This window comes from Falsiroseomonas tokyonensis (assembly GCF_019024325.1).
GTDB classification, from domain to species: domain Bacteria; phylum Pseudomonadota; class Alphaproteobacteria; order Acetobacterales; family Acetobacteraceae; genus Falsiroseomonas; species Falsiroseomonas tokyonensis.
On sequence record NZ_JAFNJS010000010.1, the window covers coordinates 47,084 to 58,986 of the forward strand.

General features: G+C 70.6%; 10 protein-coding genes. 4 read left to right on the forward strand and 6 right to left on the reverse strand.

The window, feature by feature from the left end; translation table 11 throughout:
• Window positions 1-56: 56 nt before the first annotated feature.
• From J3S20_RS25145 to J3S20_RS25165, 5 genes are read right to left on the reverse strand one after another with little or no spacing between them, the layout of a single operon-like run.
• Window positions 57-1,640, reverse strand: a complete 1,584-nt coding sequence (locus tag J3S20_RS25145; protein WP_216839671.1) for a dipeptide ABC transporter ATP-binding protein — start codon at window positions 1,638-1,640, stop codon at window positions 57-59.
• A complete protein-coding gene (locus J3S20_RS25150) occupies window positions 1,637-2,440 on the reverse strand; it encodes an ABC transporter permease (RefSeq protein ID WP_216839672.1) in 804 nt (267 codons plus the stop codon). The genes J3S20_RS25145 and J3S20_RS25150 overlap by 4 nt, the downstream gene beginning before the upstream one ends.
• Window positions 2,437-3,381, reverse strand: coding sequence for an ABC transporter permease (locus J3S20_RS25155; protein WP_343215301.1), 945 nt, complete (start codon window positions 3,379-3,381; stop codon window positions 2,437-2,439). Before J3S20_RS25155 ends, J3S20_RS25150 begins: the two co-directional genes overlap by 4 nt.
• Entirely contained in the window at window positions 3,378-4,919 is a 1,542-nt protein-coding gene (locus J3S20_RS25160; protein ID WP_216839673.1) for an ABC transporter substrate-binding protein, read from the reverse strand. The genes J3S20_RS25155 and J3S20_RS25160 overlap by 4 nt, the downstream gene beginning before the upstream one ends.
• Window positions 4,916-6,028 carry a C45 family autoproteolytic acyltransferase/hydolase gene (locus J3S20_RS25165; protein ID WP_246603254.1) on the reverse strand — a complete coding sequence of 371 codons (1,113 nt, stop codon included), beginning with the start codon at window positions 6,026-6,028 and terminating at the stop codon, window positions 4,916-4,918. Before J3S20_RS25165 ends, J3S20_RS25160 begins: the two co-directional genes overlap by 4 nt.
• A 124-nt stretch (window positions 6,029-6,152) precedes the next feature.
• Here J3S20_RS25165 and J3S20_RS25170 point away from each other — a divergent pair, with 124 nt between their 5' ends.
• Genes J3S20_RS25170 through J3S20_RS25180 form a run of 3 tightly spaced genes read left to right on the forward strand, consistent with a single transcriptional unit; the run spans window position 6,153 to window position 9,573 of the window.
• The gene (locus J3S20_RS25170) at window positions 6,153-6,998 is read left to right on the forward strand and encodes a GntR family transcriptional regulator (RefSeq protein WP_216839675.1); all 846 of its coding nucleotides are present in this window, start codon (window positions 6,153-6,155) and stop codon (window positions 6,996-6,998) included.
• Entirely contained in the window at window positions 6,995-8,260 is a 1,266-nt protein-coding gene (locus J3S20_RS25175) for an NAD(P)/FAD-dependent oxidoreductase (protein ID WP_216839676.1), read from the forward strand. Before J3S20_RS25170 ends, J3S20_RS25175 begins: the two co-directional genes overlap by 4 nt.
• The gene (locus J3S20_RS25180) at window positions 8,257-9,573 is read left to right on the forward strand and encodes an aminotransferase class III-fold pyridoxal phosphate-dependent enzyme (RefSeq protein ID WP_216839677.1); all 1,317 of its coding nucleotides are present in this window, start codon (window positions 8,257-8,259) and stop codon (window positions 9,571-9,573) included. Before J3S20_RS25175 ends, J3S20_RS25180 begins: the two co-directional genes overlap by 4 nt.
• Before the next feature lie 63 nt (window positions 9,574-9,636).
• Here the strand turns inward: J3S20_RS25180 and J3S20_RS30990 are convergent, their stop codons facing one another.
• A complete protein-coding gene (locus J3S20_RS30990; RefSeq protein WP_216839678.1) occupies window positions 9,637-10,239 on the reverse strand; it encodes a cold-shock protein in 603 nt (200 codons plus the stop codon).
• A 534-nt stretch (window positions 10,240-10,773) separates the two neighbouring features.
• Between J3S20_RS30990 and J3S20_RS25190 the strand changes: the two genes are divergently transcribed.
• The gene (locus J3S20_RS25190) at window positions 10,774-11,793 is read left to right on the forward strand and encodes an ABC transporter substrate-binding protein (RefSeq protein WP_216839679.1); all 1,020 of its coding nucleotides are present in this window, start codon (window positions 10,774-10,776) and stop codon (window positions 11,791-11,793) included.
• The last annotated feature ends 110 nt before the right edge of the window (window positions 11,794-11,903 follow it).

The following is an 11,903-nucleotide window of genomic DNA, read 5'->3' on the forward strand; positions in this document are numbered from 1 at the left end:
GGCTCGAACGGCCACCTCGTCCCATGGCCCTTATCGGTTGCGGCGCGCGCCCGCAATCACACCAACGCCTCCAGCCGCGGCGCGGCGTCCAGCAGGGCGCGGGTATAGGCGTGGCGCGGCGCGTCGAAGACGGCATCGCGGTCGCCCTCCTCCACCACCAGCCCGTTCTGCATCACCACCACGCGGTCGGCGATCTCCCCCACTGCGGCGAGGTCGTGGGAGATGAAGAGGCAGGCGAAGCGGCGCGCCTGCTGTAAGTCCCGCAGCAGGGTCAGGATCTGCTTCTGGATGGTCATGTCCAGCGCCGAGACCGGTTCATCCGCCATGACGAAATCCGGGTCCCGCACCAAGGCGCGCGCGATGGCGACGCGCTGGCGCTGGCCGCCCGAAAGCGCATGCGGGTGCCGCGCGCCGAAGCCGGCCAGGCCCACCTGGTCCAGCATGGCCTCCACGCGCCGGTCGCGCTCCGCCGCGCCGAGGCGTGGCAGGTGGCGCAGCGGCTCCGCCACGATCTGCGCCACGCGCATGCGCGGATCGAGCGAGGAATAGGGGTCCTGGAAGACGATCTGGCAGGCCATGCGGAAGGGCAGCAGCGCCGCGCCCTTCAGGCGAGAGATATCCTGGCCGCGGAACAGGATGCGCCCGCCGCTGGGATCGACCAGCCGCAGCAAAGCGCGCCCGAGCGTGGTCTTGCCGGAGCCGGAGCCGCCGACCAGCGCCACCGCTTCGCCTGCATGGATCGCGAGATCGACGCCGCGCACCGCCTGCACGGCGCGGCCGCGGGTGAAGAAGCGGCGGCGGCCGGCGAAATCCACGGTCAGCGCCTGGGCCTGCAACAGCGGTTCGGAAGGTGCGCGGAGGGGCGGCGGCGGGCCGCGGCGGGGCAGGGCCTCCACCAGCGCGCGGGTGTAGCTTTCCTGCGGCGCGGCGAGCAGCGCGCGGGCGGCACCCTGTTCGATGATGCGGCCGCGGCGCATCACCAGCGCGCGGTCGGCATAGCGCGCCACCAGGCCGAGGTTGTGCGTGATGAGCAGCACCGCGCTGCCCTGTTCCCGCGTCAGCGCCACCATCAGGTCCAGCACCTCGGCCTGGGTCAGCGTATCCAGCGCCGTGGTCGGCTCATCCGCGATCAGCAGCTTGGGTCGCAGCAGCATGACGGAGGCCAGCATGATGCGCTGGCGCATGCCGCCCGAGAATTCGTGCGGATAGGCGCGCAGGCAGGCGGCGGGGTCGGCGATACCGACGCGGGCCAGCATCGCCTCGCAGGCCTTGGTGACCCCGGCGCCGCGCAGTTTTGTGTGCAGCGCCAGGCCTTCGGACATCTGCAGGCCGATCGGCAGGGCCGGGTTCAGCGAGGTCATCGGTTCCTGGAAGACCATGCCGATGCCGGGACCGCGCAGCGGGCGCATCTTCTCCGGCGTCAGCACGGCGCCGTCGAAGGTGATGCCGCCGCCGGTGACGGTGAGGCCCGGCGGCAGCAGGCCGATGACGGCGCGCGCGGTGGCGGTCTTGCCGGAGCCGGATTCGCCGACCAGCGCCAGGATCTCGCCCGGCGCCAGGGTGAAGGAGACATCCTGCACCGCGGTGAAATCCGGCTTCGCGCCGATGCGCAGCCGGTCGATGCGCAGCAGCTCGCTCATGTCCGCGGGTCCAGCAGGTCGCGCAGCGCATCGCCGAGCAGGTTGGTGCCGAGCAGGCAGAGCGCGATCATCACCCCCGGCGCGATGGACAGCCAGGTGGCGGATTCGAGAAAGGGCCGCGCGGTGGAGAGCATGTTCCCCCAGCTCGGCGCCGGCGGCGGCACGCCGAGGCCGAGGAAGGACAGCGCGCTTTCCGACAGGATCACCCAGCCGAACATGGAGGTGGCGAGCACGGTCAGCGGCGAGACGCAATTCGGCAGCACATGCCGCCACAGCGTATAGAGCTCCGAATTGCCCAGCGCGCGGGAGGCCTCGATGAATTCGCGCTCGCGCAGCGAGAGGACGGAACCGCGCACGACGCGCGCGACGGCGGGTGCATAGGCGAGGCCCAGCGCCAGCACGATGCCCCATTTGGACGGGCCGATGACGGTCAGCAGGCCGAGCGCCAGCAGGATGCCCGGGAAGGCCAGCAGCGCATCGTTCAGCGCCATCAGCGCGCGATCCGTCCAGCCGCGGAAGAAGCCGGCGAGCAGCCCGATGGCGACGCCGATGGCCATGGCCACCAGCACGGTGACGGCGGCCACCGTCAGGCTGGTCTCCGCGCCGACCATGAGGCGGGAGAGCACGTCGCGGCCGAATTCGTCGGTGCCGAGCCAATGCAGGTCGGAAGGCGGGTTCAGCCGCCGGCGCAGATTGACCGCGCGCGGCGCATAGGGCGTCCAGAAGGCGGCGGTGACGGCGATGGCGGTGACCGCCGTCAGCAGCGTGCCGCCGATGACGAGATTGGCGCGAAGTCTCATTCGGCGGTCACGCGCGGATCGAAGATCGGATAGGCCAGGTCGACCAGCAGGTTCACCACCACATAGATGCCCGCGACAAACAGCATGACGCCCTGCACCACGGGATAGTCCCGCTGGAAGATCGCCTCGACCAGCAGGCGGCCGAGGCCGGGCAGGGTGAAGACCGTCTCGATCACCGCGATGCCGCCGAGCAGATTGCCCAGCACCAGGCCGATCAGCGTGAGCGTCGGCGCGAAGGCATTGGGCAGCGCGTGGCGGCGCATGACGGTGAATTCGGAAAGGCCCTTGGCGCGGGCATGGCTGATGTAATCCAGCCGCAGCACGTCGATGGTGGCCGCGCGCGCCATGCGGGTCATGCCGCCGAGCTCGATCAGCACCAGGGTGGCCACCGGCAGCACGATATAGGCGGCGGCCGCCCAGGGGTCCTCGGCGAAGGTCACGAAGCCCACCACCGGCAGCCAGCCCAGCTTCACGCCGAAGACCAGCAGCAGGATCAGCCCGAGCCAGAAGGAGGGGATGGAGAGCATCAGCGTGGCGAAGGCGACCACGGCGAGATCCGTCGCGCGGTTCTGCTTCCAGGCCGCCAGCATGCCGAGCGGCACCGCGACCAGCGTGGCCAGCGCCACCGCCAGCAGCACGATGGCGGCGGTGACGGAGAAGCGGGAGAGGATCAGCGGCAGGACTGGCTCGCCATTCGTGATCGAGCGGCCGAGATTTCCGCCGAGCGCGGCACCCGCCCAGTGCAGGAATTGCAGCGGCAGCGGCGCTTCCAGCCCCATGCTCCGTCGCAGCGCCTGGACTTCCTCGGCGGATGCCGCGTCGCCCAGCATCAGCTGCGCCGGATCGCCCGGGATCAGGCGCATCAGCAGGAAGACCGCGATCGCGACCAGCAGCAGGGTCGGGATCGCGGCGAGGGACCGGCGGGCCGCGTAGCCGATCACTGGAGGCGGACGCCCCAGAAGCGCGGCTGGCCGGTGGCCCAGGACCGGAAGCCGGTCATGCTGGTGCGATGCGCGGCGATATTGGCGTCGTTGTAGAGCACGATCATCGGCACCTCCGCGATGAAGCGGCGGTGCAGCTCATCGAACAGCGCCTGGCGGCGCGCGGGGTCCGTCACCTGCATGCTTTCCTGCAGCAGGGCCAGGGCCTCTGCATTGTCCCAGGCCTTGCGCGGCTGCGTCGCCTTGGGGCCGGAGACCATCTCGAAGGACAGGGACGGGTCGAGGCGGGCGGAATAGGTGAAGGCCATCATCTGGTAGTCGCCGCGCGTGTAGCGGTCGAGCTGCGTCGCCCAGTCCAGCACCTCGAATTCGATGTTCAGGCCGGCCTCCTGCGCCATGGCCTGGGTCAGCGTCGCCATTTCCAGCAGCGAATTGTAGCGCCGCGTGGTCAGCATGCGGATGGTCTGGCCGCGATAGCCCGCGGCGCGCAGCAGGCGCCGCGCCTCCTCGATATTGCGGGAAAAGCCCTGCTGCTGCACGGCGCCATGCGCACCGCTGGCGGTGGGGATGACGGAGGGGTTGTAGGTGGACTGTCCGTCGGACAGCGCGCGCACCAGCTCGGGGTAGTCGAGCGTCAGCGCGATGGCGCGGCGGATGCGCACATCCTGCAGAAGCGGATCGCGCGTCTGCATCAGCAGCGCCATCATGCCCATGGTGGTGGTGGCGGAAAGGCGGATATCGGGCCGCGCGCGCAGCTCCTCCAGATCCTGGTTGGCGATATCGGGGTTGATGTCGATGGCGCCGGAGAGCAGCGCGGCCTTGGCGGCGGAGGCATCGGGGATCACCAGCCAGCGCACGCGGTCCACATAGGCGGTCTTGTTGCCCGTATAGCCATCCACCTCGCCCGGCCGTGCGCTGTAGTCGGGGAAGCGCGTGACTTCCACGAACTGGTTGCGGCGCCATTCGCCCATGCGGAAGGGGCCGGTGCCGATGGGCGTGTTCCAGCTGCCATCGGCGTTCAGCGAATCGCGGTGCCAGATGCCGCTGCCGCCGCAATCCGCGCGCGCCATATTGGCCAGGAACAGCGCGCTCGGCCGTTCCAGGCGGAAGACCACGGTGCGCGGATCCGGAGTCTCGATGCCGGTGACCTTGGTGGCGCCGCGGCCATCGAATTCCGGCAGGCAGCGCCAATTGGTCTCGCGCCGCAGGTAGCGGTCCCAGGCGAATTTCACATCGGCCGAGGTCAGCATCGCGCCATTGTGGAAGCGCACGCCGTTGCGCAGGGTGAAGGTGTAGCTGAGCCCGTCTGGCGCGATGTCGATGCGCTCCGCCAGCAGCGGCCCGACCGAGGTGTTTTCGCGGTAGGCGACCAGGCCTTCCACGATATGCAGCACCACCGCATCGGTATTCGCATCGCGATTGGTGCCGGGATCGGTGGAGCGGATGTCCGAATTCAGCCTGGCGCGCAGCAGCGTTTCCTGCGCGGCCACGGGTGCCGCTGCGAGCAGTGTCGCGAGGGCAACTGCGAAGAACTTCATGCGGCGCTCCTCAGTTCCATGGGTTCCAGGCGATAGGTGGTGAAGCGGCGATCGAGCGCCGGCAGCATCGCCACCTCCATCACCCCATCCGCCGGCACCATCACGACCTGCGCGACGGTGGCGGACAGGTTGTTGGAGAGGTTGGGTCGCGGCGGGCGGCAGACGGACCAGGGCGTCTGGTAGTCGTCGAAGAGCGCGGCCTTCACCGCATCCACCGTGATGCTTCCGCGCTGCGGCGCCAGCAGGTCGCGCACGCGCAGGTCGCGGTACAGGCTGTCCGGCGTCGCCAAAATTCCGGTGTCGCGCAGCTTTGACAACGCGACGGGGCTCACCCAGTGGTTGGCGTGCACCAGCAGGCCATTGTCGGGATGCACCTGAAAACTCTCATCCGGGGCGCATTCGAAATCGATCGCGATGCCGCCGGCATGGCTGACGATCATGTTGTTCGAGGCCGATTTCGCCGTGGTGTAGACGGCGTGCATGGCCACCGCGAGCTGGCCCGCCATCAGCGCCTTGCGGCGGATCAGCGCCAGCGGCACGCCGGCGCTGCGATAGTCGCGGTCGCTCTCCAGGTAGTTCGCGGTCACCACGATGCCGGCGGCATTCATGCCGGATCGCGCCAGGCCACCGGCCTCGGTGAAGGTCAGCACATCCGGCCCGTCATCCCGGCGGATCTTCAGCACCACCGCGGTCTCGGCGCATTCCAGCTTCCAGTCCCAGTTCTGGGCATGGATCAGCTTGCCATCCGCGGTGATGCCCGGCAGCGCCACCACGCCGGTGCAGCCATCCGGGTCCGGATCCTTCTTGCGTTTCGCCAGCTTGAGGATCTCGGTCCGCGCATTCAGCAGCAGGATATCGGCCGGGTGCAGGCCGGCACCCTCGGCGATGCCGCGCATCTCCTCGGCCATATCGGCGTCGAAGCGGGCGATCTGCGGCTCGAAGGACAGGGCGATCTCGCGGATGCCGGCGGTATCCAGGCCGGTGGCGCCGAGCTGTTCGGAATAATGCGCGATGCCGAGGCGGATCCGGGCGGCCGCCTGCGCCCCGTATTGCCGGCCGCGTTCGCGCGGCGGGCCGGAAACCTCGATCAGCGGGGCGGGTGTGGCCAAGCCCGAGCACTCCATTTGGTTTTTGGTTGCGGAAAATACGGTAGGGCGGCAGATTACGCCCCGCAAGCGAAAAGAGCGCCCCCTGGAACCGACCCCGACCCTGCATCACGACCTGGCCCGCGCCGTGCTGGACCTGCTGGCGCAGGAAGGCGCGGTGCCCGGCACGCCGCTGCGGCAGGACGCGCTGGCAGCGAAACTCGGCGTCTCCCGCACCCCGATCCGCGGCGCGCTGGCGGTGTTGGCGGCCGCCGGCAGCGTAGAGCAGCGTGGCCGCACCCTGGTGCTGCGCGATGCCCAGGTGCCGATCCCGCAGCCGGCGGCGGAGGATCCGGTGGCGGCGCTGATGGTCGCCATCGCCCGCGACCGCGCCGCCGGCCGCCTGCCGGATTCGATGACGGAGGCGGAGCTGCAGCGCCATACGCGCGCCGCCCGCGGCGACCTCGGCCGCGCTTTGCGGCGGCTGGAGGAGCTGGGCATCGTCAGCCGCAACCGTGGCCATGGCTGGCGCTTCGCGCCGGACCTGGCGACGCCGGCCGAGCGCGATGCCGCCTATCGCTTCCGCATCGTCATGGAACCCGCCGCCCTGCTGGAGCCCGGTTATGCCCTGCCCCGGGGCTTCGCCAGGGAGATGCGCGAGGGGCACCAGCAGTTCCTGGAGGAGGCGTGGCAGGATTCCCGCGCCGTGGAGTTCTTCGAGCTGAACGCCGCCTTCCACCTCGGCATCGTCGCCGCCTCCGGCAATCGGTTCTTCCAGGCGGCGACGGAACAGCACAACCAGCTGCGCCGCCTGACCAATTACGGCTGGGTGCTCGGCCCTGGCCGCGTGCGGCAGAATGCGACGGAGCACCTGGCGATCCTCGATGCGCTGGAGCAGGACGACCGCCCCCGCGCTTCCCACCTGCTGGCCGAGCATCTGTCCTGCGCCCTGGCGCTGACGCCGGAGCTGGTGCGGTTGCGGGGCCAGCCATGAAATCGCTTTGGGAGGCGACGGCGGCGCCGGCGCCCATCCTCGCGCCGCTGCGCGGGCCGGCCGAGACCGCGGTCGCCATCATCGGTGCCGGCTATTCCGGCCTTTCCACCGCCCTCGCCTTGGCCGAGCGCGGCGTGGCGGTGACGGTGCTGGAGGCGGTGGCACCGGGCGCCGGCGCCTCCGGCCGCAATGGCGGGCAGGTAATCCCCGGCTTCAAGCATGACGTGGCCGATGCCATCGCCGTCTATGGCCAAGCCCGCGGCACCGCGATGCATGCGCTGGGCGCCCGCGCGGCCACCGAGACCTTCGCGCTGATCGCCCGCCACGGCATCGATTGCGACGCGGCGCAGAACGGCTGGGCGCAGCTCGGCGATACGCCGGCGGCGCTGGAGGCGATGGCGGCGCGCCTGGCCGCCTGGCGCCGCGCCGGCGCGCCGGTGCACTGGCTGTCGCGCGAGGAGGCCGCGGCGCTGGCGGGGACGAAGGCCTATCTTGGCGGCTGGCTCCATGCCGGGGGCGGCAGCGTGCAGCCCCTGTCCTATGCCCGCGGCCTGGCCCGCGCGGCGATGGCGGCCGGCGCCGTGATCCACGCCCCCACCCGCGCCACAGCCATCCGGCGCGAGGGCGCGGATTGGCGGGTGGAGACGGGGCAGGGGCAGCTACGCGCGCGCCGCGTGCTGATTGCGACCAACGCGCTGCCCGGCGACCTCTGGCCGGGGCTCGCGGATACCATGATCCCGGTCTGGAGCTTCCAGGTGGCGACCCAGCCCGGCGCGGTGCCGGCGGGCATGCCCGTGGTCTCCGACACCCGCCGCGTGCTGCGCTACTTCCGCGCGGACCGGGACGGGCGGCTGGTCGTGGGCGGCAAGGGAAGGCTGCGGGCGCCGCGCGACCTCGGCGATTTCGCCACCCAGCGGCACATGCTGGCGCGGCTCTATCCGCAGCTGGCAGAGGCGCCGGTGGAATTCGGCTGGGGCGGGCAGGTGGCGATCACGCTGGACCGGCTGCCGCGCCTGTTCCGGCTGGAGGACGGCGTCTTCGCCACCATTGGCTGCAACGGCAAGGGCATCGCCTGGTGCACCGCCACGGGGCCGGAGCTCGCCACCGTGCTGACGGGCGGCGAAAGCCTGGCCCTGCCGCCCGTGGAGCCCCTCCGCCCCATTCCGCTGCACCAGTTGAAGAAAATCTACGCCGCCGCCGGCAGCGTCTGGTTCCGGCTGCGGGACCGGCTGGAGCGGTCCACCCCCCGGAGCCCTGCATGACCGTCCAACCGCGTCCCAATGCCCTGTCCGAGTCCTACTGGATGCCCTTCACCGCCGCCCGCGCCTTCCGGGAGGCGCCGATGATGTTCGTGGGCGCGGAGGGCATGCACTACCTGGAATCCGGCGGACGGCGGGTGCTGGACGGCATGGCGGGGCTCTGGTGCGTCAATGCCGGGCATGGCCATCCGCGCATCACGGAGGCGATCCGCACGGCGGCGGGTCAGCTCGACTTCGTCTCCTCCTTCCGCATGGGCCATCCCGGCGCCTTCGCCTTCGCCGAGCGGCTGACCGCGGCGGCGCCGGAGGGGCTGGACCATGTCTTCTTCAGCAATTCCGGATCGGAGGCGGTGGACAGCGCGCTGAAGATCGCCCGCGCCTATTACCGGGTGCGCGGGGAGGGCGGCCGCACCAAGCTGGTCGGCCGAGCCAAGTCCTATCACGGCGTCGGCTTCGGCGGCCTGTCGGTGGGCGGCATCGGCCGCCACAAGCGCGACTTCGGGCCGCTGCTGCCCGACGTGTACCACCTGCCGCTGCCCTATGATCCGGCGCGCATGGGCTTCCCCAACGGCCGCCCCGCCGTCGGCGCCGATTATGCCGAAAGCCTGGAGGCGCTGCTGGCGGTGCAGGACCCCTCCACCGTGGCCGCGGTGATCGTGGAGCCCGTCACCGGCTCCGGCGGCGTCTATCCGCCGCCGCAGGGCTACCTGGAACGGCTGCGGGAGATCTGCACGAAGCACGGCATCCTGCTGATCTTCGACGAGGTCATCACCGGCTTCGGCCGCCTCGGCACCTGCTTCGCCAGCCAGGCCTTTGGCGTCACCCCCGACCTGATCGCCTGCGCCAAGGGGCTGACCAATGGCGCGGTGCCGATGGGCGCCACCCTGGTCTCCGCCGGCATCTACGAGGCCTTCATGGCCGGCCCGCCGGAAGCCGTGCAGCTGTTCCACGGCTATACCTATTCCGGCCATCCGCTCGCCTGCGCCGCCGGCCTGGCGGCGCTGGAGGCCTATGAGCAGGAGGGCATTTTTGCCAATGCCGCCGCGATGGCGGAGCCCTTCGCCCAGGCGCTGCACGCCCTGCGGGACGCGCCACATGTGGTGGATATCCGCACCATCGGCATCCTGGGGGCGATCGAACTGGCCCCCCGCGGCGGCACCCGCGGCCCTGCCGTGGCGGATCGCTGCTTCGCCGCCGGCGTGCTGGTGCGCGCCGCTGGCGACATGCTGGTACTCTCCCCACCGCTGATCCTGGCCCCGGCGGAGATCGACCGCATCGCCCAGACCATCCGCGACGCCCTGCTGGCCGAGGCCTGAACCCATTAAAAAGGGCGGCCCCCCTGCGGGAGCCGCCCCTTCAAATCGATCCGATAGGCAGGATCAGGAAGCGGTGACGGAGGCCGCTTCCGGCCCCTTCTTGCCCTGCACCACGCGCAGCGTCACGGCCTGGCCCTCGGTCAGCGGGCGCAGCCCGCTGCGCTCCAGCGCGGTCGCATGGACGAACACGTCCTTGCCGCCATCGCTCGGCGTGACGAAGCCGAAACCCTTCTCGGCGCTGTACCACTTCACGGTGCCCTGCACCTCCTCGCCCGCACCCGGCGGATGGGGGGTGCGGAAGCCCGCGCCGCCGCCGCCGGGGCCGGGACGGGGGCCGGCGCCCATGCCGCCGCGCGGCGGGGAGGGCGGGATCTCGCCGACCGGCCCGACCTCGAGCACCTCGGTCACCTGCGGGCCACGCTCACCCTGGCCGGTGCGCACGCGCAGCTTGGTGCCCGGCGCCACCGTATCGGCGCCGGCGCGCTGCAGCACGCTGATATGCAGGAAGGCATCGCCGCCGCCACCCTCGACCGCCACGAAGCCGAAGCCCCGCTCCGGATCGAAGCGCTTCACCACCGCGCTGACCTCCGGGCCGGAAGCCACCGGCGCCGAGGCACGGCGCGGCGCGGCGGAGGGCGCATAGCTGGGGGTGGGGGGGGTGCCCATCCGCCCTCCTGGGGCATGTCGTCGTCGAAGCCTCGCTTGCTGCGGGCTTTGCGGTCTCGCCGCCAGTCGTGCGTATTGGTCATCTCTGGACTCGCCTGTTCGGCCGCGGACATATCCGGCCCCGCCGTCTCGTGGATTCGAGCCCGGGGAGGTGGCCTGGCCCGCATCGGCCTGGGCGTCAGTATAGGTCACCCGCCGCCTGCTTCAATGTAGGAATCGCAATGAACGCCAGGAAAGCTGGAGCAGGTCCGGTCACGGCCCCGCCATGCAACGGCTTTGCACCAGCCGAAAGCATGGCATCCGGCCACTCAGCTGTAAAAATTTCATCCCCCCGCCGCATGTCACGCAGCCCAACGGTATCGGCTTCTCGTCTATCTGTGCTGATGCTTCCGCTTTTTCGCCCGGCCAAAGCAAAACCTTGCCCCGCGCCGGGCCGAGCGCCCGCACCACCCCCGCCCGCAGGGTGGTATCCCAGTGGCATCGCTCTTGCTTCCAAGGGCCGGCACCCTGAACGCACCCCATCGGAGGATCCGCATGACCCTGGCCCGCCGCACCCTGTTCGGCGCCACCGCCGGCATGCTCGCCGCACCCGCCCTCGCTCAGGCACCCGAACGCATCCGCTTCGTGCTGAACTTCCGGCCCGATGGCGGCACCGCCGGCTACCTGCTCGCCCTTTCGCGCGGCTACTACCGCGAGGCCGGGCTGGAGGTGACCATCGACGGCTCCTCCGGCTCCGGCGACGCCATCACCCGCGTCGCCTCAGGCAACTACCAGATGGGCAGCGGCGACATCGCCACCCTCATCGAATTCCAGGCCCGCAACCCCGCCGCCGCGCCCAAGGTGGTGATGGCGCTCCACGACTCATCCCCCCAGGCCATCATGAGCCTCGGCGGCACCCGCATCCTGAAGCCCGAAGACCTCGCCGGCCGCACCATCGGCCAAGGCCCGGCCGACGGCGCCTCCCGCATGTTCCCGGCCTTCTGCCGCATCAACAACATCCCCATGGACCGGATGCGGCTGCAACAAGTCACCCCCGCGCTTCGCGACCAGATGCTGATGACCCGCCAGGTCGATGCCGTCACCGGCTTCGACTACACCGTCTTCTTCAACCTCAAGGCCAACGGCGCCAAGCCCGAGGACATCCACACCCTTCGCTACGCCGACTACGGCATGGACTTCCCCGGCAACGCCATGCTCGCCAGCCGCAGCTTCATCGCCGAAAAACCCGACGCCCTCCGCCGCTTCCTCTCCGCCTCCACCCGCTGCTGGCACGACGTCATGGCCGACCCCGCCAAGGCCGCCGCCGAACTCAAACGCCAATTCCCTCTGCTCGAAGAACCCATCGAAGCCGAACGCATCATCTACCTGCGCGACCGCCTGATGATCACCCCACGCACCCAAGCCGACGGCCTCGGCACCCTCAGCGAAGCCCGCCTCACCGAAACCATCGCCCTGGTGAAAGACGGCTTCGGCCTGACATCGACGCCCCCCAACATCGAAATCTACGACGGCCGCTTCCTGCCGAGCGCGGCCGAGCGCCGTCTGCGGGGGTAGGGGCTGGACGGCGCTGGTGGCTTGCAGGGGGACGCTGTCCCCCTGCACCCCCTGCCAGGAGGCAGAGGCCTCCTGGACCACAGGACTTTGAGCAGGAATGGAGAGGGGGC

What these genes read in the sequence shown, in the direction of transcription:
- J3S20_RS25145 (WP_216839671.1), bottom strand. Translation starts at nt 1,640, where the DNA reads ATGAGCGAGCTGCTGCGCATCGACCGGCTGCGCATCGGCGCGAAGCCG.
- J3S20_RS25150 (WP_216839672.1), bottom strand. Translation starts at nt 2,440, where the DNA reads ATGAGACTTCGCGCCAATCTCGTCATCGGCGGCACGCTGCTGACGGCG.
- J3S20_RS25160 (WP_216839673.1), bottom strand. Translation starts at nt 4,919, where the DNA reads ATGAAGTTCTTCGCAGTTGCCCTCGCGACACTGCTCGCAGCGGCACCC.
- J3S20_RS25175 (WP_216839676.1), top strand. Translation starts at nt 6,995, where the DNA reads ATGAAATCGCTTTGGGAGGCGACGGCGGCGCCGGCGCCCATCCTCGCG.
- J3S20_RS25180 (WP_216839677.1), top strand. Translation starts at nt 8,257, where the DNA reads ATGACCGTCCAACCGCGTCCCAATGCCCTGTCCGAGTCCTACTGGATG.
- J3S20_RS30990 (WP_216839678.1), bottom strand. Translation starts at nt 10,239, where the DNA reads ATGGGCACCCCCCCCACCCCCAGCTATGCGCCCTCCGCCGCGCCGCGC.
- J3S20_RS25190 (WP_216839679.1), top strand. Translation starts at nt 10,774, where the DNA reads ATGACCCTGGCCCGCCGCACCCTGTTCGGCGCCACCGCCGGCATGCTC.